This is a genomic window from Delftia sp. DS1230 (assembly GCF_040112715.1).
Taxonomy (GTDB): Bacteria; Pseudomonadota; Gammaproteobacteria; order Burkholderiales; family Burkholderiaceae_C; genus Comamonas; species Comamonas tsuruhatensis.
Map to the genome: position 1 here is coordinate 4,560,855 of NZ_CP157763.1, position 25,824 is coordinate 4,586,678.

Annotated in this window: 22 protein-coding genes and 1 pseudogene; 9 read left to right on the forward strand and 14 right to left on the reverse strand. The window is 63.3% G+C overall.

Features of this window, described 5'->3' with window-relative positions; all coding sequences use genetic code 11:
* Positions 1 to 50 precede the first annotated feature (50 nt).
* A complete protein-coding gene (cysE, locus tag AAN986_RS20535) occupies positions 51 to 875 on the reverse strand; it encodes a serine O-acetyltransferase (RefSeq protein ID WP_016449662.1) in 825 nt (274 codons plus the stop codon).
* 35 nt (positions 876 to 910) lie between these two features.
* Positions 911 to 1,738, reverse strand: a complete 828-nt coding sequence (locus tag AAN986_RS20540; protein WP_046984062.1) for an RNA methyltransferase — start codon at positions 1,736 to 1,738, stop codon at positions 911 to 913.
* A 216-nt stretch (positions 1,739 to 1,954) separates the two neighbouring features.
* On the opposite strand from AAN986_RS20540, the gene AAN986_RS20545 reads away from it, so the two are divergent.
* A complete protein-coding gene (locus AAN986_RS20545) occupies positions 1,955 to 2,869 on the forward strand; it encodes an inositol monophosphatase family protein (RefSeq protein ID WP_013803523.1) in 915 nt (304 codons plus the stop codon).
* 427 nt (positions 2,870 to 3,296) lie between these two features.
* Here AAN986_RS20545 and fusA read toward each other — a convergent pair whose 3' ends face one another.
* Complete coding sequence (fusA, locus tag AAN986_RS20550; protein ID WP_016453856.1) at positions 3,297 to 5,399, reverse strand: elongation factor G; 2,103 nt, start codon at positions 5,397 to 5,399, stop codon at positions 3,297 to 3,299.
* A gap of 345 nt (positions 5,400 to 5,744) precedes the next feature.
* Between fusA and AAN986_RS20555 the strand changes: the two genes are divergently transcribed.
* Positions 5,745 to 6,095, forward strand: coding sequence for a helix-turn-helix domain-containing protein (locus AAN986_RS20555; protein ID WP_012204227.1), 351 nt, complete (start codon positions 5,745 to 5,747; stop codon positions 6,093 to 6,095).
* Between the two features lie 37 nt (positions 6,096 to 6,132).
* Here AAN986_RS20555 and AAN986_RS20560 read toward each other — a convergent pair whose 3' ends face one another.
* The gene (locus AAN986_RS20560; RefSeq protein ID WP_349335451.1) at positions 6,133 to 6,516 is read right to left on the reverse strand and encodes a hypothetical protein; all 384 of its coding nucleotides are present in this window, start codon (positions 6,514 to 6,516) and stop codon (positions 6,133 to 6,135) included.
* 141 nt (positions 6,517 to 6,657) lie between these two features.
* Between AAN986_RS20560 and AAN986_RS20565 the strand changes: the two genes are divergently transcribed.
* From AAN986_RS20565 to AAN986_RS20575, 3 genes are all read left to right on the forward strand, one after another.
* Positions 6,658 to 6,951 carry a helix-turn-helix transcriptional regulator gene (locus AAN986_RS20565; RefSeq protein ID WP_349335732.1) on the forward strand — a complete coding sequence of 98 codons (294 nt, stop codon included), beginning with the start codon at positions 6,658 to 6,660 and terminating at the stop codon, positions 6,949 to 6,951.
* Positions 6,952 to 7,011: 60 nt separating this feature from the next.
* Positions 7,012 to 7,434, forward strand: coding sequence for an ankyrin repeat domain-containing protein (locus AAN986_RS20570; RefSeq protein ID WP_349335452.1), 423 nt, complete (start codon positions 7,012 to 7,014; stop codon positions 7,432 to 7,434).
* A gap of 399 nt (positions 7,435 to 7,833) precedes the next feature.
* A complete protein-coding gene (locus tag AAN986_RS20575) occupies positions 7,834 to 8,847 on the forward strand; it encodes a hypothetical protein (RefSeq protein WP_349335453.1) in 1,014 nt (337 codons plus the stop codon).
* A gap of 212 nt (positions 8,848 to 9,059) precedes the next feature.
* On the opposite strand, the gene AAN986_RS20580 is transcribed toward AAN986_RS20575, so the two are convergent.
* A complete protein-coding gene (locus tag AAN986_RS20580; protein WP_349335454.1) occupies positions 9,060 to 11,531 on the reverse strand; it encodes a hypothetical protein in 2,472 nt (823 codons plus the stop codon).
* A gap of 836 nt (positions 11,532 to 12,367) precedes the next feature.
* On the opposite strand from AAN986_RS20580, the gene AAN986_RS20585 reads away from it, so the two are divergent.
* Positions 12,368 to 13,492, forward strand: a complete 1,125-nt coding sequence (locus AAN986_RS20585) for a sterol desaturase family protein (RefSeq protein WP_349335455.1) — start codon at positions 12,368 to 12,370, stop codon at positions 13,490 to 13,492.
* On the opposite strand, the gene AAN986_RS20590 is transcribed toward AAN986_RS20585, so the two are convergent.
* From AAN986_RS20590 to AAN986_RS20600, 3 genes are all read right to left on the reverse strand, one after another.
* Positions 13,446 to 14,378, reverse strand: a complete 933-nt coding sequence (locus tag AAN986_RS20590) for a LysR family transcriptional regulator (protein WP_349335456.1) — start codon at positions 14,376 to 14,378, stop codon at positions 13,446 to 13,448. The genes AAN986_RS20585 and AAN986_RS20590 overlap by 47 nt on opposite strands.
* A 31-nt stretch (positions 14,379 to 14,409) precedes the next feature.
* Positions 14,410 to 15,183: an SDR family oxidoreductase gene (locus AAN986_RS20595; protein ID WP_016453872.1), complete on the reverse strand. Its 774-nt coding sequence runs from the start codon at positions 15,181 to 15,183 to the stop codon at positions 14,410 to 14,412.
* 465 nt (positions 15,184 to 15,648) lie between these two features.
* Positions 15,649 to 16,893 carry a cyclopropane-fatty-acyl-phospholipid synthase family protein gene (locus AAN986_RS20600; RefSeq protein WP_046239753.1) on the reverse strand — a complete coding sequence of 415 codons (1,245 nt, stop codon included), beginning with the start codon at positions 16,891 to 16,893 and terminating at the stop codon, positions 15,649 to 15,651.
* 356 nt (positions 16,894 to 17,249) lie between these two features.
* Between AAN986_RS20600 and AAN986_RS20605 the strand changes: the two genes are divergently transcribed.
* From AAN986_RS20605 to AAN986_RS20615, 3 genes are read left to right on the forward strand one after another with little or no spacing between them, the layout of a single operon-like run.
* Positions 17,250 to 18,077, forward strand: a complete 828-nt coding sequence (locus AAN986_RS20605) for a hypothetical protein (protein WP_047325821.1) — start codon at positions 17,250 to 17,252, stop codon at positions 18,075 to 18,077.
* A 51-nt stretch (positions 18,078 to 18,128) separates the two neighbouring features.
* The gene (locus AAN986_RS20610; RefSeq protein WP_047219352.1) at positions 18,129 to 19,061 is read left to right on the forward strand and encodes a DUF4349 domain-containing protein; all 933 of its coding nucleotides are present in this window, start codon (positions 18,129 to 18,131) and stop codon (positions 19,059 to 19,061) included.
* Between the two features lie 53 nt (positions 19,062 to 19,114).
* Complete coding sequence (locus AAN986_RS20615; RefSeq protein ID WP_349335457.1) at positions 19,115 to 20,212, forward strand: crosslink repair DNA glycosylase YcaQ family protein; 1,098 nt, start codon at positions 19,115 to 19,117, stop codon at positions 20,210 to 20,212.
* 75 nt (positions 20,213 to 20,287) lie between these two features.
* Here AAN986_RS20615 and AAN986_RS20620 read toward each other — a convergent pair whose 3' ends face one another.
* The 6 genes and pseudogenes from AAN986_RS20620 to AAN986_RS20645 form a co-directional block, all read right to left on the reverse strand.
* Positions 20,288 to 22,741 (reverse strand): TonB-dependent siderophore receptor, encoded by a 2,454-nt coding sequence (locus AAN986_RS20620; protein ID WP_349335458.1) that lies wholly within the window; start codon positions 22,739 to 22,741, stop codon positions 20,288 to 20,290.
* 115 nt (positions 22,742 to 22,856) lie between these two features.
* Positions 22,857 to 23,864, reverse strand: coding sequence for a FecR domain-containing protein (locus AAN986_RS20625; RefSeq protein ID WP_349335459.1), 1,008 nt, complete (start codon positions 23,862 to 23,864; stop codon positions 22,857 to 22,859).
* A 1-nt stretch (position 23,865) separates the two neighbouring features.
* Complete coding sequence (locus tag AAN986_RS20630) at positions 23,866 to 24,414, reverse strand: sigma-70 family RNA polymerase sigma factor (RefSeq protein ID WP_043796423.1); 549 nt, start codon at positions 24,412 to 24,414, stop codon at positions 23,866 to 23,868.
* Positions 24,415 to 24,487: 73 nt separating this feature from the next.
* Entirely contained in the window at positions 24,488 to 25,003 is a 516-nt protein-coding gene (locus AAN986_RS20635; protein WP_349335733.1) for a tripartite tricarboxylate transporter substrate-binding protein, read from the reverse strand.
* Positions 24,992 to 25,227, reverse strand: a pseudogene (locus tag AAN986_RS20640) (HU family DNA-binding protein); the annotation flags it as partial. The pseudogene AAN986_RS20640 and the gene AAN986_RS20635, both read right to left, overlap by 12 nt.
* Positions 25,228 to 25,282: 55 nt before the next feature.
* Complete coding sequence (locus AAN986_RS20645; RefSeq protein ID WP_154835032.1) at positions 25,283 to 25,744, reverse strand: hypothetical protein; 462 nt, start codon at positions 25,742 to 25,744, stop codon at positions 25,283 to 25,285.
* Between the last annotated feature and the right edge of the window lie 80 nt (positions 25,745 to 25,824).

Sequence of the window (25,824 nt, forward strand, 5' to 3'; positions counted from 1 at the left end):
CTCCGGTCTTCTTGGGGGATCTTGGGGATCTTTGGTGATCTTGTGCAGGCCTACTTGCCCATGATCTGGTCGATCTTGTCCTTCTGGAAGGCCTGGGGGCGCTCGGACTCGCAGGGCACGCAGTCGCCCACCTTGCTGCCGGCCGAGAGCTTGGCAATGGCCTCCCACAGCAGCGCGATCTGCTGCTCATGCGCGGCCGCGCCATCGCTCAGGCCGCGCATGGCCTGGGCCACGGGGTCCATTTCCTGGGTGATGCCGTAGGCCGTGAACGGCTGGGGCGCGGCAGAGGCCGGGACCTTGATGGACTCGGCCTTGGCCGATGCCGGGTCGTGCTCGGTCACGTCGGCGCTGTGGCCGTTCTTGCTGGCGATGATGCGCGCCGGAATGCCCACCGCCGTGGCGCCTGCGGGCACGGGCTTGATGACCACGGCATTGCTGCCGATCTTGGCACCGTCGCCCACTTCGAAGCCGCCCAGCACCTTGGCGCCCGCGCTGACCACCACGTCGCGGCCCAGCGTGGGATGGCGCTTGGCGCCCTTGTACAGCGAGGTGCCGCCCAGGGTCACGCCGTGGTAGATGGTGCAGCCGTCGCCGACCACGGCCGTCTCGCCGATGACGACGCCCATGCCGTGGTCGATGAAGACGCGCTCGCCGATGACGGCGCCCGGATGGATCTCGATGCCGGTGAGCCAGCGGCCGATGTGCGAGATGAAGCGCCCCAGCCACTTGAGGCCATGGTTCCAGCACCAGTGCGCCGGACGCTGCAGCCAGATCGCATGAAGACCCGGGTAACAGGTGATGACCTCCCAGGTGCTGCGTGCCGCAGGGTCGCGGTCGAGGATGCACTGGATATCGGAGCGCAGGCGGTCAAGCATCTAGGGGCTGGTTATTGTTGACAAGACCGCTCAGTCTAGCGTTTCGGTGGGGTGCTCTGCAGCATGGCCTTCGCAACACCGCGCAGGATGTGGATTTCCTCGGCGGTCAGTTGCGAGCGGTTGAAAAGCTGGTTGAGGCGCGGCATGAGCTTCTTGGGCGCAGCCGGATCGAGAAAGCCGATATGCGCCAGCGCCTGCTCCCAATGGCCCAGCATGCCGGCCACCTGGGCCGCGTCGGCGCGCTGCGGCGCGGGCGTGTGCTCCACCACGGGAAAGCCGCCCAGCGCCTGGCGCCACTCGTAGGCCACCACCTGGATGGCCGCCCCCAGGTTCAGCGAGCCGAACTGCGGATTGGACGGAATCGACAGCGCCACATCGCTGCGGTAGACATCGTCGTTGCTCATGCCGAAGCGCTCGCAGCCGAACAGGAAGGCCACGCCGGACTGGTTGCAGCGCGGCGTGGGAGCCGGTGCGGACACGGATGCATCGGCAGGCGGCGCCGCTTCATCGGGCGCATCGGCCTCATCGGGCGCAGCCAGCACATCCAGCGCCCCGCTGAGCAGCAGCTCGAAATGCTGTCGCGGCGTGCGCGTGGGCGGGCCGAAGTCGCGCGGCGTCATGGCCGTGGCGCACAGGTGGCTGATGCCGTCCAGCGCCTCCTCCAGCGTCTCGACCACGCGCGCATTGCCCAGCACGTCCAGCGCGCCGCTGGCCCGCTGGATGGTCTCTTCCTTGCGCAGCACGTTGGGCCAGCGCGGGCGCACCAGCACCAGGTCGTCAAAGCCCATGGTCTTCAAGGCGCGGGCGGCGGCGCCCACATTGCCGGCGTGGCTGGTTTCTATCAGTACGAATCGGGTTTTCATGGCGTCGCTGGCCTGCCGGCGCCGGCAGAGCCCCCAAAACGGGACAGGTTGCGCAGCACAAAACGGACAAGGCGGGTAAAATTGCGCGCTATTGTCGCCGCCCCGCATCGCCGGACGCGGCTTTTTCCGTTCTTACCCGCGTCAAACAGCCTGCTTTTGCCAGAGAAGACCGTCCTCTCCTTGCACAGCCGCTGCTCCGCCAACGCCTCACAATCTATGTCGACCAACCTGCATCCCATGCTCAACGTGGCCATCAAGGCCGCACGCGCCGCCGGCGCCATCATCAACCGCGCGGCTCTTGACGTGGAATCCGTGCGTGTCGCACAAAAGCAGGTCAACGACTTTGTGACTGAGGTGGACAAGGCGGCCGAGCAGGCCATCATCGAAACCTTGCTGGGCGCCTACCCGGGCCACGGCATCCTGGCCGAGGAATCGGGCAACGAGTTCGGCGCCAAGAACTCCGACTACGTCTGGATCATCGATCCGCTGGACGGCACCACCAACTTCATCCACGGCTTCCCCGTGTACTGCGTGAGCATTGCCCTGTCCTTCAAGGGCAAGGTGGAGCATGCCGTGGTGTACGACCCCTCGCGCAACGACCTGTTCACGGCCACGCGCGGCCGCGGCGCCTACCTGAACGACCGCCGCATCCGCGTGTCCAAGCGCATCCAGCTCAAGGACAGCCTGATCTCCACCGGCTTCCCCTTCCGCCGTGGCGACAACTTCAAGCAGTACATGAACATGCTGGGCGACGTGATGCAGGAAACCGCAGGCGTGCGCCGCCCCGGCGCCGCCGCGCTGGACCTGGCCTACGTGGCAGCCGGCTTTGCCGATGGCTTCTTCGAAAGCGGCCTGCAGATCTGGGACGTGGCCGCCGGCAGCCTGCTGGTGACCGAGGCCGGTGGCCTGGTCGGCAACTTCACGGGCGAGGCGGATTTCCTGGAGCAGAAGGAATGCCTGGCGGGCAATCCGCGCATTTATGGTGCGCTGGTCGGCATCGTTGGCAAGTACAGCAAGTTTGCTTCGGCTGGGGAGAAGGCGGGTGTGCGGCAGGCTTTGGCGGATTCGGGTGAGGCGGCTCCGGCTGCTGATGTGGAAGCTACTGAATCTGAGCAGCAGCCTGAGGCCTGATTTCGGCTTCTCCTCTCTTATGAAAAACAGCTCCTTCAAGGAGCTGTTTTTCGTTGGGCGTGGGTTCGGTGCGCTTTTTGCCCCTGCCGGGGGTTGCTTTTCGGGGCCGGGTCTCGGCCCGGCGGCCGACTGCCCTTTCTTGATTCGCCAAGAAAGGTCAGATCAAAGAAGGCGACCCGAATGTCCACGTCCCTTCGCTTCGCTGCGGGCAACCTGCGCCGGGCCGCCTGCGGGGTTCGCCGTGAAACTCGTTGCGCGCTGCGCGCTCCACTCAAACATCACGGCGAGTCAGTTGACGAAGCAGTCCTGTCCTTCGGCAGGACTGCAACCCCGCAGGCGGCCCGGCGCAGGCGTGGACATACGGGAGGGGTGAGAGGGGGCCTGGGTCAGGGGCAGCATGCTGCCCGCTGCACGTTTGCCGCCTCTTTTACCTCGCGCGTGCGTTGATCACGGCCTCGGCCACGTTGCGCGGTGCTTCGGCGTAGTGCTTGAACTCCATGGAGTAGGTGGCACGGCCTTGCGTTTGCGAGCGCAGCGAAGTGGCGTAGCCGAACATTTCGGACAGGGGCACTTCGGCCTTGATGGACTTGCCGCCGCCGGCCATGTCGTCCATGCCCTGCACCATGCCGCGCCGCGAGGACAGGTCGCCCATGACGGTGCCGGCGTAGTCTTCGGGCGTCTCGACCTCGACGGCCATCATGGGTTCCAGGATGACGGGGCTGGCCTTGCGGGCAGCTTCCTTGAAACCGAAGATGGCCGCCATCTTGAATGCCATTTCGTTGGAGTCCACGTCGTGGTACGAGCCGAAGGTCAGCGTGACCTTGACGTCCACCACGGGGTAGCCGGCCAGCACGCCGCTGGTCAGGGCCTCGATCACGCCCTTCTCGACCGCAGGGATGTACTCGCGCGGCACCACGCCGCCCTTGATGGCGTCGACAAACTCGAAGCCCTTGCCGGGCTCCTGCGGCTCCACCGTGAAGACCACGTGGCCGTACTGGCCCTTGCCGCCTGACTGGCGCACGAACTTGCCGTCCACGTCGGTGACTTTCTTGCGGATGGTCTCGCGGTACGCCACCTGGGGCTTGCCCACGTTGGCTTCCACGTTGAACTCGCGCTTCATGCGGTCCACGATGATTTCCAGGTGCAGCTCGCCCATGCCGGCAATGATGGTCTGGCCCGATTCCTCATCGGTACGCACGCGGAAGGACGGGTCTTCGGCCGCCAGGCGCGACAGGGCAATGCCCATCTTTTCCTGGTCGGCCTTGGACTTGGGCTCCACGGCCTGGGCGATCACGGGCTCGGGGAAGACCATCTTCTCCAGCACGATGGGCGCGGACGGGTCGCACAGGGTCTCGCCCGTGGTCACGTCCTTCAGGCCCACGCAGGCAGCGATGTCGCCGGCGTGGATTTCATCGACCTCCAGGCGTTCATTGGCATGCATCTGCACGATGCGGCCGATGCGCTCCTTCTTGTCCTTGACGGAGTTGAGCACGCTGTCGCCCTTGTTGAGCACGCCCGAGTACACGCGCACAAAGGTGAGCTGGCCCACGAAGGGGTCGGTCATCAGCTTGAAGGCCAGGGCAGAGAATTTCTCGCTGTCATCAGCATGGCGCACGATGATGGAGCCATCTTCCGCATGGCCTTCCACGGGCGGCACCTCCAGCGGGGAAGGCATGAGCTCGACCACGGCGTCCAGCAGGCGCTGCACACCCTTGTTCTTGAAGGCCGAGCCGCACAGCATGGGCTGGATCTCGCCCGCAATGGTGCGCAGGCGCAGGCCGCGCAGGATGTCGGCCTCGGGCAGGTCGCCCTCTTCCAGGTAGCGGTTCATCAGGTCTTCGCTGGCCTCGGCAGCCGCCTCCACCATGGACTCGCGCCACTTCCTGGCGTCTGCCACCATGGCTGCGGGAATGTCCTGGTACTCGAACTTCATGCCCTGCGTGGCCTCGTCCCAGATGATGGCCTTCATCTTGAGCAGGTCCACCACGCCGGTGAACTGCTGCTCCGCGCCAATGGGCAGCACGATGGGCACGGGGTTGGCCTTGAGGCGGTCGATCATCATCTGCCGCACGCGCAGAAAATCCGCGCCCGTGCGGTCCATCTTGTTGACGAAGGCCAGGCGCGGCACCTTGTACTTGTTGGCCTGGCGCCAGACCGTCTCGGACTGCGGCTGCACGCCGCCCACGGCGTCATAGACCATGACGGCGCCGTCGAGCACGCGCATGGAGCGCTCCACCTCGATGGTGAAGTCCACGTGGCCCGGGGTGTCGATGATGTTGATGCGGTGCTGGTCAAAGCGGCCGTCCATGCCCTTCCAGAAGCAGGTGGTGGCTGCCGAGGTGATGGTGATGCCGCGCTCCTGCTCCTGCTCCATCCAGTCCATGATGGCGGCGCCCTCGTGCACCTCGCCCAGCTTGTGGCTCACCCCGGTGTAGAACAGGATGCGCTCGGTCGTGGTGGTCTTGCCGGCATCGATGTGCGCGGAGATACCAATGTTGCGATAGCGTTCTATGGGGGTATGGCGGGCCATGAAAGGACTCCTGGGTGCTGATAAGCGTTGATGCGTGGATCTGCCGTGGGCTGGGATTCTCGCGGGGGTTGAATGAGGGTTGATGACAATTTGAATGTACGAAGACAATCGTACTATCTTCCGCAACTTCTTGCAGAACGATCCATGTTTTCACCACGCCATGCCCCTGTCTGCCAGATAACTGCCCGCGCCACGCCGCATCAGCGACGTGCGGCATTGCTTCCATGGCACAGTGGCGCCCCATCGACAGGATTGCGACTTGCGCAAGAAGGAACGCCACCAGCGTTCTTCCACAGGGCGCAGCGCGTTGCTGCAACCTGTTTGCACAAGTCCTGAGGACGATTCATGCTTGCCAACCACCCCGACCGCGAACAGATACGCCTGGAAAACCTGCTCAACGCCCTGGGCAACCCCCTGCGCCTGGCCGTGGTGCGCGCGCTGGCCGCAGGCCATGAGCGCGCCTGCGGCTCGCTCTTGCAGGGCCAATCCAAATCCACCATGACCCACCACTGGCGCGTGCTGCGCGACAGCGGCGTGATCTGGCAGCGCCCCGACGGCCGCGAAAACCTGCTCTCCCTGCGCCGCGAAGATCTGGATGCGCGCTTCCCCGGCTTGCTGGACGCACTGCTGCAAGCCCTGGCCGAAGACCCGCTGACCGAACAGGCGACGGCCGCCCACCTCAAACCCTGCCCCTGAAGCCCGGCCCCTGCAACGCAGGCGGCAGCCCTGCGCCCTACCCCTTCACGGCAAGCCCCGCCGCCACGCCCTCATCCGCAAACCGCTTGGCCGCCTTGAGCAGATAGCTCACGGCATAGAGGATGGGGTCATCGGCCTCGTCGCCATTCAGATGGTCCACCACCTCGATGGCATAGCCCAGGTCCACCGCCGTGTCGTGCAGCAGGCCCAGCAGTTCCTTGTCCTGCGGCTCCAGCGACTGCGCCTGATCAGCCTTGGCGTAGTAGATGCGCAGCAGGTCGCGGCACACGCAGTTGATGGCCGTGACCTTGTGGCTGGCGTGCAACTCCAGCACTTCGAGGGCAGCGCCCAGGTGCAGGACGGCGTCGATGGCCAGGTCGTCGAGGTTGGGTTGAGAAACGGTGCGGATGTCTTGATCCATCGAAGCCTCCTCTGATGATTGAAGCCTGCGTCTCGGCCTCGTACCGAGCTGTGCCGGATGCAAGGCAGCAGCAGCCCAAGATCAACAAAAGAGTTAAATATAACGTGGTTTAAATTGCATCAAAAACTGACGCTCTTGTCCATGCAAAAGCGTCCTGTCAAACGCGGCCGTCCAGCCGGCGCAACTTCGTTCGATGCAGACATTGCCCGAGCTTTCGGCGCGGCGGTACGCGCCCTTCGCACCGAGCGCGACATCTCCCAGGAGTCATTGGCCAACCTCGCCGACATCGAGCGTTCTCACATGGGCAAGGTGGAGCGTGGGGAGCACATGCCCACGCTGGTCATCGTGTTCAAGATTGCGAGGGGGCTGGGGTGTGGCGCGGCGGAGGTAATGGGGAGGGCTGAGGAGGAGCTGCGGAGTGGGACTGCGGACTAGCAGCCGAGACTCGCTGAGCTTCGAGACTTCCAAAAGAACGGCCGAGACCGGAGGTTGGGCATGGGTGACATCAGTGCGCTAATGAAAGCCATTGATGATGGGCAAATCACCGAAGTGAGACGGCTGCTTGAGGCTGGCGTCGATGCCAACGCAATGGATGAGGAAGGCCAGTCACCTCTGATGGCAGCAGCTTGTGCAAATAACGTGAAGGCCCTGGACTTGTTGCTGCAGTACGGGGCAGATGTGAGGCGGGCTTATGCGGACGGGTGGACTGCGCTTCACATGGCAGTCGATTTTTCAATCGACTCGACTATCCAACGCGGAGGGGATCTTGGGGATGAACCGCTTGATGCCATCCTCTGGCTGCTCGCGCATGGGGCTGACGTGTCCGCGGAGACTGAAAGGGGTGAAACGGCGGTTGACTTTGCTCGGGCGTATCGATCGGGTTGGGTTGAACAGGTGCTTCTGCGCAGCCAGTCTTGAAAGCGACAAACACTCGGCTCGCGTGTTGCTACGCCCAAGAGTCAATAGTTGGCAAGGAGCACTCTTGCGCTTGGAACATGCCAACGTCTGGTTGAGGCTGATTGCCATCGCAACCGCCGATCGGCAGACCCGGCTCTCGCATCATGAGAGCCAGCCTCCAATGCCGAGGGAACAAATGATGCGACTGAGATCGCCGATCACCTATTCGCCGTTCTGCAGATGAGCGGTCACGATGCAAACGAACTGAGCGCCTTGTCGCTGGTTGGCAGGCCATCTGGTCTCGTTGACCAAGACGGCCTGCAGCAACGTCAAGTACACAACGTACCAAAAATTTCAGAGAACACTTGACGATTCAAAATGAATCAAGGATCATTGCGTGAATCAATTTGAATTAACGCCATGTCAAAACGTCTCGTGCCTTCACTTCAGGAAATTCTGTACCGCTTGGTTGGGGCTGCGTCCGATGTCGCCCAGAGCCAACCATCATCGGACAAGCCAGGCCGTTTCCCGGTCGTTGTTCGACCAGAAACCCGTGCATTCCTGGAGGCACAAGCGGAATATCTGGGTGGCTCAATCGCAGGAGTGGCAGGAGCCATCCTAGACGGCGTAGCCATGACAACGCAGGGAGGACTAGGCACACTGCGTGGGGTAGCTGAGCGCTTCAATATTCTTGTCCAGGAGCACGGTCTATCTGTACCAGGCGCTGTAGATGCACTCTCAGACCTCGAATTTAGGTTAGCCGACTTCGCATCCACCGAATCGCTCCAACTTAAATTGAGCTCTTCCACCTTACGCAGCGTGGCAGACCGGTTCCATGTGGAATACGACTGGTTATCCGGCAAGAGCGACACGGTCTTCTCGCCTAGACCTGGCACTTGGTATAAAGCCGTTGAAGCTGCTGCAGACAAGCTGCTGGAAGCAAAGCGCTCTTGCACTCATGTAGAGCTAGCTCTATACATCAAGAACGGAACCGATCTGGAGATGGTTGATGATGAGCGGGGGATTGGTAGTTTGCCGCACTTTATACCAGTGCTCACGCGAACACGTGATCTTGTAGGTGGCGAGACTTTGGAAACCTACGAGGTTTGGAACGAAGGGCGGTGGTCGTATTGGCGCTGCCGCGAGCACATCAAGCTAGTCGTTTACTTCGCATATCGGCTTGGAATTTATATCACTGGCAGGCAACTCGTGCCGAACGATTACGACCTACTAGTTAATGGCAGTGCACTTCCTGCAACAATCCTGCGCCGCAATATTGGTACTGCGACTTGGCACCCAGACGACTACGTCATACCGGATTCAGCAGTGGCCAAAGCCCCGGACGAATGGAAAGCAATCATCACAAATCCGGAGTATGCCCACACCTTGGCATACCTCAATGAGGCACTAAAGCACAAAGGAGCACGGCGATGAAATTCTTTCTCGAGGCTGATTTTGCCAAAGGTAGCGGGTCCATTCGCTGGGAAGGCGTCTCGCGTCGACGTATGCGCAGGATTTTCATGTCTGTATTCACCCTAGCTCTAGCGACAGCACTTATCGCACTACCGCGCACTTAAATTTAACGCAAACTTTGTGCACCCAGCCAACTTAAAATGATGCAATCAAATCCGGAATTAGCAAAAAATTCACAACCTTCGGGTGGCGTTAGTCGAGGAAATTTTACGACGATCTAGCCTAATAGCAAGAGTCTTAACCATCTTCAAATAATTTTGTGCTTCGGTTTGATTTTTTTGGTAAAAGTAATCTTTTCTGGAAGCGGTACGCATAGACATCTCTATTGCAGCTTCAGCTTCGCGCAGATATAACCGGCTAATTTTGGCATATGGGTCACGATTGGCAGTGTGATAGCGTGCGATAGCCTTACGCAATAAACAAAGAGAAGTAGGCTTACCTAGCTTCTCCGCACGATCAATCGATTCATCTCCAAGCTTTAATTCACCCAGCTTATATTGTATCAACCCCAAGGTTAACCACGCATCAGCATTCATCGGATCAAGACGGGTTGCTTCCTCCGCGAATGGCATCGCATCTTTAGGATTTCCAATAGTTCTAAAAAGAAATGATGAAAAACGCTCACGGAGAGCTGCATTCAATGGCTCTTCCTGCAAAGCCAGCTCAAAAAATTCACGTGCGCTTTTGTAATCTTTCTTGAATGTCGCTATTTTCGCGGCCTTAGCGAACTCACTGCGAAATGCATCAGCCACACGATCGGTGCGGTAACTTTTTGAAATTTCAAACCGATCCATCGCGAGCTTGTCAACACGAGTCGCAATCTTCTCCAAGCGTTCGGCTTCGCTCTGTACTAAGCGGCGCTTTTTTTGCCGAAAAAATTCCTTAGCTAGCTCCACGATTTCAAGATCATATGTTTCACCATGATCTACTATGCTCGCAAAATAAGTTTCACTCAAACTAGCCTGAAATTCTGCGTGTTGCACACCAATTTCGGTGCATACGTCGCCCACACATTTTCCATCTAGAGGTGTGGCTGCAATAACTAAAACCATGAATACCTCCTGAACTGCATAGGGCATGCGTTGCCAGGCATCTTCATAAAGAAACTCGAGTAGTTGATCGTTGGTTTTCTTGAGTATTTGATCCAATCCATCTTGAAGGCTGGAGGACGATCTGGATACATAGCGCGCCAACGTATCAATCAACAGAGGCTTATACATTAATTGTTCACATACCCGACGAAGACGCGCCTCGCCAGCCTGCTTAATTGCCATAGCCCCATATTCTGCACCGAGGCGTTGCATTAGGGTGAGTGCTTCAATCTCAGAAAGCTTACTTACTTGCACTGGTAATGCAGCTAGCAGCTCCCGGCGCCTTGACGTAATAACAATTCTACCGATGGTTTTGGCCGCTCTAGCGAGAAATTCCGCGAGCTCTTCCGCGTCCGCAGGAGATGTTGCAAGCGTCTCTGTATTATCAATAATCAACAATACATCGTCACGACTAAAACCTTCTGCTTTAAGCTCAGTAGCCACTTTATCAATTAGTGCTCGCCCACTAGTCTTATACCACTCTTTTCCGAGGACAGGCGTAAGGCAGTACATTAACTCTCTAACACAATCCTCCATAGCCTCCGACATTCCTTTTATATGAACCAGACCATCCTCTGACCAACGTGTTCGTTTGGCTGTGTAGAAACTAATGATAGATGGGAGAGGAGCCTGAGTCTCAACCAGACCTTCAATCAAAGAGTTAAAGAATTCTAATGTTAGGGTAGTTTTTCCAAAACCTCCGTCACCAAAAACCAAGCAGGTTCGATAGTCTTCAATTTCCCCCAACCACTCGCAAAGCTTATCAAGCTCTTTTTTCCTACCAACAAACGTCGAAGTTTGCCGAATTGGAATATTGTGACAAATTAGCCTAGTTCCACCGGCCACCGGCACATCAGCCCACCGGAATCGATCACTCTTGGGTTCATCCGTGCAAAATATATTTATCAATGGCAGCTCTACTGTAACTTCACGAGCATTGGACCAAGATAAAATTTGTGCACTAAGTTTCCAAATCCCCTTGGTTGGCGCAATTTTTGCAATGACTATCGGATAACCATCAATCACAAGTTGTGTTGTAAGTCGAAAATCCAAATCGCCAACAGATATTAATAAATCCCTACCCTCGTAGCGAGGAAGGAGTTTTTTGCTCACAGAAAGAATTTGCTCTATCAATATTGCAGTTTTATCAGCCCACTCAGCTGTTATTGGCGCATCAACTACTCCATGGCCCAGACGACGATTTCGAAAGCGGACCCATTCCCCCAAGGAATTAACCAGTGGCTCAGCTTGACCTTCCCTTGGTTCAAACCACCCTAGAAAATATTGCCTTGAAACCAAGCCGCGAATAGTCGGCACCAGCCTATCGAGAACCTCAATTGGCAATCCATCCGAGGGCTGCCCAAATCGGTCAACAAACTCCACCAAATCCACGTCGCCATCCAAGCCAGGCGCCGCCTGGTGGATAACCTCAATTGCTGATATAGATGCAACCTGCAGTATTGACCTAAGGATTGACGACAGGTGACTAAGGCGCTCGCTATTAGAAGGTAGGTTTTTTGCAAAATCCAACTCAGCTTGATAAAGGCTATGCATCTGCGTCCCTGATAGTAAAGCAAGCTGACAGAGCAATGAGAGGTATTCAGCTTGACGGGAAAACCACCTCTGATACACAACTTTACACCAATCGAATGGTACAGCACAAATTCATGACCATTCCGGGCAGATCACAGAAATTGATATTGATCTCTCATTCTCTATTTCTCACACACTACCTTACTTGGTCGCCTTCTTGCAGACGCAAGAAATGACTTCTGTGACTGAACTGTGGAAGGCCATCATCAACCGCACGCCATAAATCTATCGCCCCCTGGGAATCAACCACGTAGCCAGCGATCCACGCGCGTTTGCTAAGACCGCGCTGATTGCGTCGCTGCAGTTTTTCTTGATCGCAGGCGAGATGCGGTCATTGGAAAGCCTGACTCCGGATGGACGCTCAAGCGACCGGTGCCTAATTACGGGGGCCGCAACTACACTCGGCTGATGCATGGAACATGCTGCTCGGCCCGGCCCTGTGTACTGACTAACCCGTGTACCCCATGGGCGTGCGTGACTGCCAGGGGAATGCCGACAACGCGCATGTTTGGTGGCTGCACTTGCTAGGAGGATCTACTTCAGACTGGACAGAGTCATTCGCAACAGGAGGGTCGCCTGGAGCAAACGGGCGGCATGTTTGCCCTTTTCCAGATATTTGCTGTACAGCAAATATCTGGAAAAGCCATAACTAGCTGTTTTACAAAGAGCCGATCTGTGGGTAAGTGCACGGGTTGGACGGTGACCCCCCAGCCCCCACACACTCCCTCCACACCCCCACCCCATAATCCCGCCCGCAACCCCCAGCCCTCCCCCGGCCCTTCTTGCAGGCACAAGACATGACTTCACTGACCGAGCTGTGGCAGGCAGCCATCACCTGGCTCGCCACCCATGCCGTAACCCCCACCGTCCACTGGCTGGACATCGCCCAGGCGGCCGGTGATCCGCGTGAGATTGCCGAGGCGGTGCTGATTGCCGGGCTGCAGTTGTTCCTGATCGCGGGGGTGATGCGGCCGCTGGAGAGTCTGTTTCCGGCCGAGCGCTGGAGCGACCGGCGCCTGACCACGGTGGACCGCAACTACACGCTGCTGATGCTGCTGGGGTTGTTTCCGCTGTTCAGTTTTCTGGTGCTGATGCCGTTTGCCAGCATGCTGGGCGGCGGGCCGGCGGCCGAGGAGGCGACGGGGCTCAAGCACTGGGTGCCGTGGTTTGCGGACCATCCGGTGGCGCTGTTCCTGGTGTACTACGTGGTCTACGACCTGGTGTATTACTGGATGCACCGCGCCCAGCATGTGATTCCCTGGTGGTGGGCCATGCACAGCATGCACCACAGCCAGCGCCAGATGAGCTGCTGGAGCAATGACCGCAGCCATTACCTGGACGGCATGCTGCAGTCCTTCATCCTGGCCACGGTGGGGCTGGCGATGGGGGTGGAGCCTTCGGAGTTTGCGCTGCTGGGGCTGCTCAGCGAGCTGGTGCAGAACTTCTCGCACGCCAATGTGCGGCTGCGCCTGGGCTGGCTGGGCCGCGTGGGTGAGCGAGTGCTGGTGGGCCCGCTGTTCCACCGCCACCACCACATGCTGCGCGACCCCGAGCGGCCCACGCGCCACAACTGCAATTTTGGGCAGGTGCTGCCCTGGTGGGACATGCTGTTTGGCACGGCGCTGTACACCGACGAGCCCGTGCGCCCCACGGGCGTGAGCGACCCCGAGGTGGATGCCGACAACGAGCGCGGGCTGGTGGCCATGCAGTGGCATACGCTCAAGCGGTTCTGGGGGGCGTTTCGCCGGCGCGAGGGCTGGCGGCTGGGCGATGTGTCCTTCGGGCCCGGCTACCGGCCCATTCATGACGACGACGGGGCCCAGCCCCACCCTGCGACCGGCGCGGCTGCGGTGACGGGGGCGGCCGGGGTTGCGCCTACGGCTCCAGGTTCGGCCGCATCAGCGCCTCGAACCACTCGATGAAAACCGCCAGCCGGCGCGATCGCTGGCGGCGGTGCGGATACAGCAGCGCCACGGGCATGGGCGCTGCGCGGTGGGCGGGCAGCACTTCCACCAGTTCGCCCGTGTCCAGCAGATGCTGCACGTCATAGCGCGGGATCTGGATCAGCCCCAGGCCGGCGCGGCAGCAGGCGATGTAGCTTTCTGCATTGTTGGTCACTACGCGGCTGGGCACGGCCAGGGTCTGCGGCCCATCCACCCCATCCACCCCATCCACATCGCTCGCCCCACTCCATTCCCAGGGCAGTTCCCGACCCGTGCGCGGCGAGGCATAGCCCACGCTCCAGTGGCCGTGCAGCAGGTCCTGCGGTTGATCGGGCAGGCCGTGCTCGCGCAGGTAGGCGGGGCTGGCGCAGTTGATGAGGGCAATGCAGCCCAGCGGGCGCACGACCAGGCTGCTGTCATGCAGCGTGCCCACGCGCACGGCGCAGTCCACGCCTTCCTGCACCAGGTCGATGGCGCGGTCTGACGAACCCAGCACCAGCTGCAGCCCCGGGTGGCGGCGCAGGAGCCCCGGCAGCGCAGGCGCCAGCAGGCGGCGCGCGATGCGGCTGGGCACGTCCACATGCAGCCGGCCCGTGGCCTGGCGCGTGCGGGCCTGGAACATCTGCTCCACGTCCTCGGCCTCTGACAGCAGCGGGCGCACACGCTCCAGCAACTGGGCACCATCGGCCGTCAGGCTCACCTGGCGCGTGGTGCGGTGCAGGAGCCTTGCGCCCACCTGCTCCTCCAACTGCTGCACGGCGGCGGAGACCGTGGCGCGCGGCAGGTCCAGCGCATGGGCGGCCTTGATGAAGCTGCCCATCTCGGCCACCTGCATGAAGATCCGGTATCGGTCGAGTCGGTCCATGACGTGCAGCATAGTCCCGGCCGGGACCGGCCTACTTGGTGGTGTAGCCGCCGTTGATAAGGATGGTCTGCCCGGTGATCCACCAGCCGTCGCTGACCAGGTGGCGGATGAAGGGCACCACGTCTTCGATATGCGTCAGCCCCGAAGGCGAGAACGGCGACAGCGCCGCCGCGCTCTTGTGATAGGCCACCGCGTCCGCGCCTTCCTGGCCGTAGAAGAACGGCGTGTCCATGGGCCCCGGCCCCACGGCCGTGACCGAGATGCCCCGCGCCCCGAACTCCTTGGCCGCCGCCCGCGTGAAATGCTCCACCGGCGCCTTGGTGCCCGCATAGGAAGAATAGAACGGCGTGAACGCGCCCAGCAGCGAGGTCACCAGGGTCACGATCTTGCCGTGGTCGTTGACATGGCGTCCCGCCTCCTTGAGGAAGAAAAACGCCGACTTGCCGTTGACGGCAGCCATCTCGTCGTACTCCGCCTCGCTGATCTCCATCAGCGGCTTCTTGAGCACCTTGCCCACGGTATTGATGGCAATGTCCGGCCGGCCCACGGCGTCCACGGCCTCTGCAAAAAGCCGCTCCACGGCGCCAGCGCGCGTGAGGTCGCCCTGCAGCGCCACGGCCTCTGCGCCCAGCGCCCGCACTGCGGCCACCGTGGTCTCCGCCTCAGCCCGGGAAGACTCGCTGTTGTAGTGCACCACCACGGCCCGCGCGCCGTGCCCCGCCAGATCACGGGCAATCAGCCCGCCCAGATTCTTGCCGCCGCCTGCAATCAGCGCCACCTTGCCGCGAATGGAATGGTCTGCCATGGAAACGCTCCTTGTGCTTGGATGAAGCACCCAGCTTAGGCAGCCAGCCCCCCGCGATAAACCGGCGCAGCCGGGATGGATCATCCAGAAAACCAGAACAATCGCGCCGATAGTTCTCTCCCCGCCCCCGCTCCCTCGCCCCCTTCCCGTATGCCCGCGCCTGCGTCGTGGCGCTTGCGGGGTTGCAAGCCTGCCGAAGGACAGGCTTGCTTCGTGATCTGACTTGCCGCAGTTGTCTGAGCGGAGCGCGAAGCGCGCAGAGAGTTCTGCGGCAACCCCCGCAAGCGCCACGACGCAGGTTGCCCGCAGCGAAGCGGAGGGTCGCGGGCATTCGGGTCGCCTTCTTTGGCCCGGTTTCTTGGCGAGACAAGAAAGCGGGTCGGCCGCCGGGCCGAGACCCGGCCTCGAAAAAACACCCCCCGGCAGGGTCAAGAACAAGCTACACACCGCCCGTGTCCCAAGACATCAGGACAGCTCCCGCTCGTACATGTACCTCCGCGACCAAGCCAACGAAGCAGCCCCCTGCCCCGCCCTCCGACAAACAACCTGAAAGATAGACACGTCATCGTGTTCAAACGCATAAGCACACCCCGCCAAATACACCCTCCAAATCCGAAACCTCTCCTCCTCCACCAACGCCCGAATCTCCGGCACACAAGCCTCAAACCGCTCCAGCCACAACTGCAACGTGCGCACGTAATGCCGCCGCAACCCCTCCACATCCAGCACCTCCAGTCCCCCACGCTGCATGGCCTCCAGCGCCAGGCTCAGGTGGGGCAGCTCGCCATCAGGAAACACATACCGGTCGATGAACGCACCGCCGCCCAGGGCCGTGGCGCCCACGTCCGCATCGGTGGAGGTGATGCCGTGGTTCAGCGCCAGGCCGTCGTCGGCCAGCAGCTCGCGCATGTGCGCGAAGTACATGGGCAGGTTGCGGCGGCCCACATGCTCGAACATGCCGACGCTGGTGATGCGGTCGAAGCGCCCCTGCACGTCGCGGTAGTCCTGCAGGCGGATCTCGATGCGGTCGGCCAGGCCTGCGGCGCGCACGCGCTCGGTGGCCGCTTCGAACTGGTTGCGCGACAGCGTCACGCCCACGCAGTGCGCGCCAAAGTGCTGGGCCGCGCGCAGCACCAGGGCGCCCCAGCCGCAGCCGATGTCCAGCAGGCGCTGGCCGGGCTGCAGGCGGATCTTGGTAAGGATGTGGTCCAGCTTCTTGCGCTGGGCGGTGGCCAGGTCCTCGTCGCCGTTCTCGAAGTAGGCGCAGGAGTAGACCATGCCCTCGTCCAGCCAGAGCCGGTAGAAGTCGTCGGACACGTCGTAGTGGTACTGGATGGATTCGCGGTCCGTGCTGCGGCTGTGCCTGAAGCGCCTTGCCGCGCGCGCCGCAAGCGCCAGCCGCCCCGGCCCCTTGCCCGCGCCCTGGGTCTTGGACATGCGCCGCGCCAGCGCATAGCCGAAGTCGATGATGTCGGGCAGGCGGCCGTCGATGTCGATCTGGCCCTTCACATAGGCCTGGCCCAGGTGGTCCAGGCTGGGGTCCAGCAGCAGCGGCAGGGCCGAAGCGCTGCGCACCGTGAGCGTGACGCGCGGCTGCTCGAAGCGGCCGAAGTCGAACTGCTCGCCATTCCACAGCACCAGCCGCGCCGGCAGGTCGGCCCGCGCACGCACGGCCTCGGCCCAGCGCCTGAGCTTCTTGTCCCAGAACATCGTGCATCTCCCCGGGGCTGGCGGCGCCCCCTTTGACATGAACCGCATGAACCGCATGCAAAGCAAATGACGAGTCTTGCCGGTTCATGTGACGGCAAGACGTCAGGCCGGCAACCCGCGCCGGTAGCGGATCGATACAGACCCGATGGCGCCCACACCCCGCCAGCGGCCCGGCTTGGGGCACACTGGCCGGCGTTCCAACTGCCCCGGCGCGAAAGCGCCTGCGACAGACACCATGCAAGCCTTTGACCTGAGCATCGAACACTGCATCGAGCACCGCAACGAACAACGCAGCACCGGCGGCCACCGCCGGCCGGATTTCAGGAACCTGCCATCGAACTGGAGCCAGTGACGCCATGGCCATGACCCATACCCAGGCGCTGTCCAAGCTGGCCGCCGACACCCTTGTGCAGACCCTGGAGGAAGACGTGGCGCGCGTGATGGCGCGCACGTTTGCGCTGGGCCGGCACGATGCCGCTATCGCGGCCAACTACGGCGGCCATGCCCTGCCGCCTCTGCTGCGGCGCTGGAGCTGCGTGCTGCAGGCAGATGACGCCAAGGCAACGGCGCTGTACCGGCACAAGACGGCGCTGGCCCTGGCCATCGTGCTGCACCGGAACGGCCTGGCCGACGCGGGCCTGAACGCGGCCGCGCGCACGGCCATCGATGTGCTCAATGCCGAGGTGGCGCTCAGCGATGACTTCTTTCGCAAGTCGGCGCAGATCCGCCAGGACTTCCTGGACACGCCGCCCGCGCCGCCCAAACGCTCGCCAGGCCTGCCCGACAGCCTGACCTTCTACCGCGCGGCCGACGTGGTGGCCATGGAGCTGGACGGGCGCTTTTACGCGCTGTACGTGCACGGCTGCGCCCGGACCAACCAGAGCCCCATCGTCGAGTTCTACGACGCGGTGTTCGACCATGTGCCGCAGATGGCGGAGCTGGCCGACGTGCGCGCCCGGGGCCGGCGCTACAACGATGGCGTGGGGCGGGTGGCGCGGTTTTCCATATCGGGCCTGAAGTTCCTGCCCGACCCGGCCGGCCAGTTCACCCTGGTCAAGGCCTGCGTGGAGACGCCGCCGGACCCTGGCCATCTGCAAAAGGGCGACTGGCTATACACCGTGTCCGACATCTTCGAGCTGCAGTCCGAGGTGGACTCCATGTTCGGCCCCGGCGGCAAGCCCTGAGCCTTGAGCCCTGGCAGCGGCCTGTTCTTGCCTGTTTTCAAGAGGAAATTCATGACGCATCCCCGGCCTTCCACTCTGCCCTCCCGCATGGCCTTGCCGGCCGTGCTGGCACTGGCTGCCACGCTGGCCCTTGCGGGCTGCAACCAGCGGCATGACACAGCAGCCATGGAATCTGCGCCCGCCCCCGCGCCCATGGCGGGCGGCGCCGGCATGAAGCAAGGCCGCGCCGCCACCGTGCAGGCCGAGGATGCGGCAGCAGCCGCACCAGAGCCATCGGCGCAGGACGAGATGGCCCAGCGCTTCCTGGCCGTGCGCCAGGAGCTGAACGTGGAAGTGCCGCAGGCGCAGCTGGCCGATGCCTGGGGCCAGGTGCGCGACCTGTGTGCCACGCTGCGCTGCGAGCTGCTGTCGGCATCGCTGCTGCGCGAGACGCCCCAGCAGCCCGGCAACGCCATGCTGGAGATGCGCGTGGCGCCGGCCGATGTGCAGCGGCTGCTGGGCACGCTGGCCGGCGTGGCCACCATCGTGTCGCAGAACACCATCAGCGAGGACAAGACGGCCGAGGTGATCGACGTGGAGGCGCGCATCAGGAACCGCACCGAGTTCCGCGACAGCCTGCGCCTGATGCTGCGCGACACCACGACCAAGCGCACCATGTCCGACCTGCTGGAGATACAGCGCACGCTGTCGGACACGCAGGCCGAGCTGGACGCCATGGCCGCCCAGCGCAAGGTGCTGGAGCAGCAGACCAGCAAGCAGCACATACAGATCCAGTTCACGCCCACCCGCGCCCTGGTGCAGGGCGGCACCAGCTACAGCCCCATAGGCCGCGCGCTGCGCGATGCCGGCCATGTGCTGGGCGAGAGCATGGCCGCGCTGATCACCTTCGTGGCGGCCGTGCTGCCCTGGCTGGTGCTGGTGGTGCTGCCGCTGGGCTGGGTGCTGCGCGCGCTGTGGCGGCGCAGGCGTGCCAGGAAGGCCTGAGTGGCACGGCAGGATCAGGAAGTACGGCGGCACGGCCATGCTCCAATCAAGCCATGCCCACCGAACCGAGCCTTGACGACCTTCGCCGCCATGCCGTGGCGCGCACCCTGTTCACGCCGACCACCCTGCCTGCGGCCATACAGCGCCTGGGCTTTGTGCAGGCAGATCCGATTCGCGCCCCGGCCCGGGCGCAGGACCTGACACTGCGCCACCGCGTCAAGGACTACCGCGCCGGCGACCTGGAACGCCGCTACGCGCGCCTGCCGATCGACGAGGACTGCCTGGTCAACTACGGCTTTCTGCCCAGCGAGCACCTGGCGCTGATGCACCCGCGCCAGGCCCGCAAGGCCTGGGATGCCGAGACGCAGCGCAAGGCCGCCGAGGTGCTGGCCTTCGTGCGCGAGCGCGGCGCCGCGCATCCGCGCGAGGTGGAGCAGCATTTCTCGCACGGAAGCGTGAAGAACTACTGGGGCGGCTCGGGCAGCGCCAGCACGCAGTTGCTCGACGGCATGCACTATCGCGGCCTGCTGCGGGTCAAGCGCCGCGACAGCGGCACGCGCGTCTACGAGGCCATCGCCCATCCGCCGGCCGACGACAGCCCCGCCGCCAGCGCCCGGCGCGCCGCCGCGCTGATCGACCTGGTGGTGCGCAAGTACGCACCGCTGCCGGCTCCCAGCCTGACCTACCTGGTGCGCCTGCTGGGCTATGGCGCGCCCCACCTGGCGCAACAGACCCAGGCGGCGCTGCGGCTGGCGCGCGAGCAACTGGCCAGCTGCCGCATCGACGGAACCACCTGGTACTGGCCCGCCGACGAGAACCCGCGCTCGCGCCGCCATGCCTTCGACGAGCGGCTGCGCCTGCTCGCGCCCTTCGATCCCGTGGTCTGGGACCGGCGCCGCTTCACGCTGCTCTGGGGCTGGACCTACAAGTTCGAGGCCTACACGCCACCAGCTCAGCGTCAGCTCGGCTACTACGCCCTGCCCATGCTCTGGCAGGGCCATGTGATCGGCTGGGCCAACCTGCAGGCGCGCGAGGGCCGGCTGGAGCCGTCATTCGGCTATGTGGCCGGCGCGGCGCCCGGCGATGCCGCCTTTCGCAGCGCGCTGGATGAGGAACTGCAGCGCATGGAGCAGTTCCTGGCGCCGCGCTGAGGCGCAGGCACTTGCCCCCTGCGCGTGTTTACCGCCCCACAGGAGCAGCGGCAAGACCGCACAGGGACAGTCCGCTCAGAATGTTCCGCGCAGCGTGAGCGTGGCATTGCGCGGCATGCCGTAGTAGGTGCCGTTGCGCGCGCCGCCCACGGCAGCCCAGTAGACCTTGTCGGTCACGTTGCCGATGTTGAGCGCCGCCGTCCAGTTGCGGTTGATGCGGTACGAGGCGCGCAGGTCCAGCACAGCGTGGCCGGGGTTCTGCACAGTGTCCACGCGGGCATGGCTTTGCGCGCTGAGGTTGGCGCCCACCTTCCAGGCCGACCATTCGCCGGGCAGCGCGTAGCTGGTGGACACGCGCAGCAGGCTGCGCGGGGTGTCGGTGCTCAGCGAGCTGCCTTCGTCGTCGCGCGTGTTCAGCCAGGTGTAGCCGCCAGAGACCTGCCAGCCGCGTGCAAGCTCGCCGCCGATCTCGGCGTCGAAGCCCTTGCTGCGCAGCACGCTGGAGTTGCGGTAGCAGTCATTGGTGGTGACGCCGGGGCACAGGCCTTCGTTGCCGGTGTCGAACACGGCCACGTCGCGCTTCTTGATGTTGAAGACCGAGAAGGCCACGTTGAGCTTGCGCTCGAACAGCTCGCCCTTAATGCCGGCCTCGTAGTTGGCGCCCACGGCGGGCTTGAGGCGGTTGCCCTGCACGGTGGCGTACTGCGACTGGGGCTGGAAGGTGCTGGTGTAGCTGGCATAGACGGACCAGAGCGGATCGATGTCGTAGACCAGGCCCGCATACGGCGTGAACCGGCCGTTTTCGCGGTAGTCGTTGGTCAGGGCGCCGGTGAAGGTGTCGTTGGAGCGGAACTTGAACCAGTTCAGGCGCCCGCCCAGGTGCAGGTGCAGGCGTTCGGCCAGCTGCAGGCGTCCGCTGCCGTAGATGCCCAGCAGTTGCTTGCGCTCCCTGAGACCGAAGTCATAAGGGGGAGCCACGGGATCGGGGATGCGCGAATGGTCGAAATGGAAGACGTCCAGGGGCATGGCCTCGCCAGAGGAGGCCGACTGGGTCAGCACCTTCTGCTGGGTCCAGCTGGTGCCGAACATGACCTTGTGCGTGCCGCCCAGCGCCTGAAAGCTGCCGGTGACGTTGGCATCCAGCCCCGTGGCATCGATGTCGCGCGCAATGAAATCGTTGCCCACGTAGCGCAGGCCCTGCAGGGTAACGGGATCGATGGCGCCGCGCGCCGATCCCAGCTTCTGGTCGATGGTGGTCTTGCCGTGGTTGAGCGTGAGCTTGGCCACCCAGTCGCCGCCCATGCGGTGCTCGACCTCGCCGAACACATCGTCCACCTGGGCCTCGTGGCGGTTCCAGCGCTGACCCAGCGAAGTGGAGCGCGGCAGGCCCAGCGAGGCGCCGTTGGAGTAGCTGGGCAGGCCGAAGATGCTGTAGCCGTCGATGTCGGTCTGTTCATGTCGGTAGCCCGCCGTGACCTTGGTGCCGGCGCCCAGGTCGGCGTCGATCACGCCGTAGAGCATGGGCGAGCGCGAATGCACCAGGTCGATGAAGCTGTGGCGGTCGGTATAGGCGGCCACCACGCGGCCGCGCACCGTGCCGGCCTCGTTGAGCGCGCCGCCTCCATCGATCTCGGTGCGAAAGTTGTTCCAGGAGCCGATGCTCTGGGCAAACTCGAAGTGCTTTTCCGCACGCGGGCGCTTGCGCACCATGTTGACCACGCCGCTGGGGTCGCCCGCGCCCACCACCAGGGCGCCTGCGCCGCGCAGCACTTCCACGCGGTCGAGGATAGCCGTGTCCATGGGCACCCAGCCCGTGGGGCTGTAGGTGCCGCCGGCCACGCCGTCGAGCAGGTAGTTGGAGTCCGGGATCTCGTAGCCGCGCATCATGTAGACGTGTGCCCCGAAGTTGCGCTGCGACTTGGTGGCGCCCGTGGTCTGCAGGATCACGTCCTCGACGGAAGACAGGTTCTGGTCATCCATCTGCTGGCGCGTGACCACGGTGACCGACTGCGGCGTCTCGCGAATGGACTGCTCCATCTTGCCGATGCTCAGAGCGCGCGTGGTGTAGGAGCCGGTCTGCTCGGTGGTGGGGCTGGTGATGGCCTGGGCCGTTACGCGCACCTCGGCCATGGCCTGGGCCGTGCCTGCGGTACGTGCAGCGGCAGCTGCAGAGGCTGGAGCGGGCGCTGCGGTGCGCAGGCCCCAGTTGCCCGAGCCCGTGCGCACCAGCTCCAGCCCGCTGCCCTGCAGCGCCGCGCGCGCGGCCTGCTCGGGCGTGTAGCTGCCGCGCACGGCGGGCGCGGTCAGGCCGCGCACCAGCTCGGCGTCAATGCCGATCTGCTGGCCGCTTTCGGCGCCTATGCGCGCCAGGGCGCTGCCCAGCGGCTGGGCCGGCAGGTCGTAGCTGCGCACGGACGAGGCAGCTTGCGCAGCGGGCGCGGAAGGGGAAGTCTGGGCGTGGGCGCTCAGCGCGCAGGCCAGGGCGGCAGCGGCCAAGGTGCGCAAGGGCAAGGGGCAGGAGAGCAGCATGCGGGTTCTCGACAAGGAGGTTGGAAGGGCCTGAAAAGCAGGTTTCCAAGGCTTGTCGAGCGCGCCGCAAAAAGTGTTCATTTTTTTGCGCGCAGGCACCGACCTTACCCGATAGTCACTCGATGGTCACCAGCCAGCCACGCTGGTAGACATTCACGGCAATGGGCAGGGTCTCGGCCAGCGCCGCCAGGGCGCGGTCGGTGTCGTCCAGAGAGAAGGTGCCGTAGACATGCAGGGCCGCCGCACGCGGCGCCACGCGGATGAAGCCCGCGCGGTAGGCGCGCAGGGCCTGTACCACATCGCCCAGCGGCTGGTCATGCGCCTCCAGCATGCCGCGCTGCCAGGCCGAGGCGGTGCCGGGCTCGGTCGCATCCTCGGCAATGCCCGCCGGACCGAAGCGTGCACTGCGGCCTTGGGCCAGCACCTGGCTTGCACCCTGTGGCGTGGTGATCTCCACGCTGTGCTCAAGCATGCTCACCAGGCTGCTGCCGGCCTCCTGGCGCACCACGAAGCGCGTGCCCAGCGCGCGCACCTGGCCGTGGGCCGTGCGCACGATGAAGGCGGCGGCGCCTTGCCCTGCCTCCCAGGCCTGTGGCGCTGCATGCGCCAGCAGCGTGCCCTGGCGCAGGATGACGGTGCGGCGGCCACCACTGAAGTCCAGGTCAGCCGCCGAACGCGCATCCAGCGTGATGGTGCTGCCATCGGGCAACGCAAAATCACGCCGCTCGCCCGTGCCGGTGCGCAGGTCGGCAGCCCATTGGCTGATGGGTGCGTGGCGGTGGGCCACGAAGGCGGTGCCCACGGCCATGCCGCCCAATCCCAGCGCGCCGCGCAGCAGGCTGCGGCGACGGCGGATGCGCGATTCGGCACGCTGCAGCGCCTGGCCCATCAGGCTGCCCGAGGCCGCAGGCGCGCCGGTGCGCAGCGGCGACAGCATCTGCTGCAGCGGTGCCTGCAGCCGCTCCCAGGCCAGGCGGTGGCCGGCATCGGCCCGCAGCCATTGCTCGAAGCCCTGGCGCTCGCCATCGCTGACGGAGCCCGAGTTCAGCGTGACCAGCCAGCCCACGGCCGCCTCGGTGGCGGCATCCAGACTGCTGCCGTCCTGCGAAAGAGAGGCCGCCATGTCAGCCGCCGCGCGCTACGGCAATGCCGGCCTGCTGGCGGGCCAACGCGATGGCGATGCGCCGGAAGGCCTCGGCCATGTGGCGGCGCACCGTGCTCAGGGAAATGTCCAGCTGGTCGGCAATGGCCTGGTAGGTCAGGCCGTCGATCTGGCTCAGCAAAAAGGCCTGGCGCGCCTTGAGTGGCAGGCCGTCCAGCGCCTGGGCGATGTGCTCCAGCGTCTCCAGCAGCACGGCGCGCTCTTCGGGAGAAGGCGCCAGCTCCTCGGGCTGCAGGGCCAGGGTCTCCAGATAGGCCCGCTCCAGCTCGCGCCGGCGCCACAGCGTGAACAGCAGGCGCTTGGCAATGGTGGTCAGAAAGGCGCGCGGCTCCTGCACCACGGCAGCGGGGCGCGCGGCCACCACGCGCACAAAGGTCTCGGACGCCACATCCTGCGCCTCGGCCGTGTCGCGCAGCCGGGCCTTCAGACGCGACAGCAGCCAGGCATGGTGGCCCACATACAGCTGCTGGACCTGGAGCATGGATTCTGGAGGCGTGTGCGGCACGGACATGGGGCGGTATTTTAGCCACCCTCAATAAGAATGGTTTGCATTCCACCATTCCCCCAGGGCAGCCGGACCGCCCTCAGTTCATGCGCGGCAGATTCGCCGCCTTGATGGCCGCGCCCATGGACTCATGGCCCTGGACCAGCTTCCTGCGGTATTCGGCGCCGGTGAGCGGCGCCGGGTCCACGCCGGCTGACTCGAAGATGCGCGCCACCTGGGGCCCCTCGGCGGCTGCCATGGCGACGCGCTCCAGCCTGTCGCGCAGGGCCGGGGGCACGCCCTTGGGGTAGGCCAGGCCGATCCAGGAGTCGATCTCCACGTCGTAGCCCTGCTCCCTGAGCGTGGGCACCTCGGGCAACTCCTTCCAGCGCATGGGGCTGGCGCTGGCCAGCAGGCGCATTTTTCCGGCCTTGACGTGCTGGACGATGTCCGAAGGGTTCTGCACGATGACCTCCACCTGCCCCCCGATCAGGCCGGCCACGGTCTCGGCGCCGGACTTGTAGTTGATCTCCTCGAACTTTCCGCCGGTCCTGCGCTTGGCAGCCTTGGGATCGACCACTGCCTTGAACTTGGCGCTGACCACGAACTTCGGCACCTTGGATGCATGGATCTTCAGTGCCGCGCCCGTGGAGGGTTCTTACCGGTGCGGGCGACGCGCTTGGCGGACTTGAGCGTGCCGAAGCCGACCAGTTGCACCGCATCGCCCTTCGTCACGGCGGTCTGGATAGTTTCTATCAGAGTGCCGAGCACGGCGTCGGCGGCTATCTTAGACAGGTCATTCTTGGTGGCCAGGATTTCAACGAGCTCTGCGCAGTTCATGATGTCAAGGTGAATGAAGTGCTGTAGACCGCTCTTTTTAGCCGAGCAAACATCTCTAGGAGTTCCAGATCGAAATCAAAGTCGCAATCACGGAGGATGACCATGCCATCCAACCAATGATGAAGCCAAGCACTGAAGCAAAGGGACGCAACCCACTCAGCTCATCCTTTTCCAGAGCAGCCAAGCGACGCAGTCCTTCATTTCGTGCATCCGAATCTGTAGCGAGCGCAGAAATTCTCTCCCTACTAGCAGCAAACTGTCGCGGGAAGGACCGTACGTCATGCCGGTACAGCAGTGAGTAGTTTGTACTGAACAGCACCAGCGCAGCCAGGAGCGCGGCAAGCCTTGGATAGCCTGGCGGCACCCCCCAGCAGCCCAAGACTGCCAAAAAGAGCCACACACCCTGATCTCTAAGAGCATGTCGATGTAATTCAATGCTACGAGCGATGGCCTCAATCTCGGCATCAATAGTTTCACCCAACCCAATGGGCCTGCGGGACGCCTTTGTCGTGTTCATTTTGATCCTTTCTTTGATCTGCTGTGCGTATAGACAGATCATCGGGCAACCAGCAATGCACCGCCGTCATCGATGGAATC

Coding starts and splice junctions, on each gene's coding strand:
- cysE (WP_016449662.1), bottom strand. CDS start 875: ATGCTTGACCGCCTGCGCTCCGATATCCAGTGCATCCTCGACCGCGAC.
- AAN986_RS20540 (WP_046984062.1), bottom strand. CDS start 1,738: ATGAAAACCCGATTCGTACTGATAGAAACCAGCCACGCCGGCAATGTG.
- AAN986_RS20545 (WP_013803523.1), top strand. CDS start 1,955: ATGTCGACCAACCTGCATCCCATGCTCAACGTGGCCATCAAGGCCGCA.
- fusA (WP_016453856.1), bottom strand. CDS start 5,399: ATGGCCCGCCATACCCCCATAGAACGCTATCGCAACATTGGTATCTCC.
- AAN986_RS20555 (WP_012204227.1), top strand. CDS start 5,745: ATGCTTGCCAACCACCCCGACCGCGAACAGATACGCCTGGAAAACCTG.
- AAN986_RS20560 (WP_349335451.1), bottom strand. CDS start 6,516: ATGGATCAAGACATCCGCACCGTTTCTCAACCCAACCTCGACGACCTG.
- AAN986_RS20565 (WP_349335732.1), top strand. CDS start 6,658: ATGCAAAAGCGTCCTGTCAAACGCGGCCGTCCAGCCGGCGCAACTTCG.
- AAN986_RS20570 (WP_349335452.1), top strand. CDS start 7,012: ATGGGTGACATCAGTGCGCTAATGAAAGCCATTGATGATGGGCAAATC.
- AAN986_RS20575 (WP_349335453.1), top strand. CDS start 7,834: ATGTCAAAACGTCTCGTGCCTTCACTTCAGGAAATTCTGTACCGCTTG.
- AAN986_RS20580 (WP_349335454.1), bottom strand. CDS start 11,531: ATGCATAGCCTTTATCAAGCTGAGTTGGATTTTGCAAAAAACCTACCT.
- AAN986_RS20585 (WP_349335455.1), top strand. CDS start 12,368: ATGACTTCACTGACCGAGCTGTGGCAGGCAGCCATCACCTGGCTCGCC.
- AAN986_RS20590 (WP_349335456.1), bottom strand. CDS start 14,378: ATGGACCGACTCGACCGATACCGGATCTTCATGCAGGTGGCCGAGATG.
- AAN986_RS20595 (WP_016453872.1), bottom strand. CDS start 15,183: ATGGCAGACCATTCCATTCGCGGCAAGGTGGCGCTGATTGCAGGCGGC.
- AAN986_RS20600 (WP_046239753.1), bottom strand. CDS start 16,893: ATGTTCTGGGACAAGAAGCTCAGGCGCTGGGCCGAGGCCGTGCGTGCG.
- AAN986_RS20605 (WP_047325821.1), top strand. CDS start 17,250: ATGGCCATGACCCATACCCAGGCGCTGTCCAAGCTGGCCGCCGACACC.
- AAN986_RS20610 (WP_047219352.1), top strand. CDS start 18,129: ATGACGCATCCCCGGCCTTCCACTCTGCCCTCCCGCATGGCCTTGCCG.
- AAN986_RS20615 (WP_349335457.1), top strand. CDS start 19,115: ATGCCCACCGAACCGAGCCTTGACGACCTTCGCCGCCATGCCGTGGCG.
- AAN986_RS20620 (WP_349335458.1), bottom strand. CDS start 22,741: ATGCTGCTCTCCTGCCCCTTGCCCTTGCGCACCTTGGCCGCTGCCGCC.
- AAN986_RS20625 (WP_349335459.1), bottom strand. CDS start 23,864: ATGGCGGCCTCTCTTTCGCAGGACGGCAGCAGTCTGGATGCCGCCACC.
- AAN986_RS20630 (WP_043796423.1), bottom strand. CDS start 24,414: ATGTCCGTGCCGCACACGCCTCCAGAATCCATGCTCCAGGTCCAGCAG.
- AAN986_RS20645 (WP_154835032.1), bottom strand. CDS start 25,744: ATGAACACGACAAAGGCGTCCCGCAGGCCCATTGGGTTGGGTGAAACT.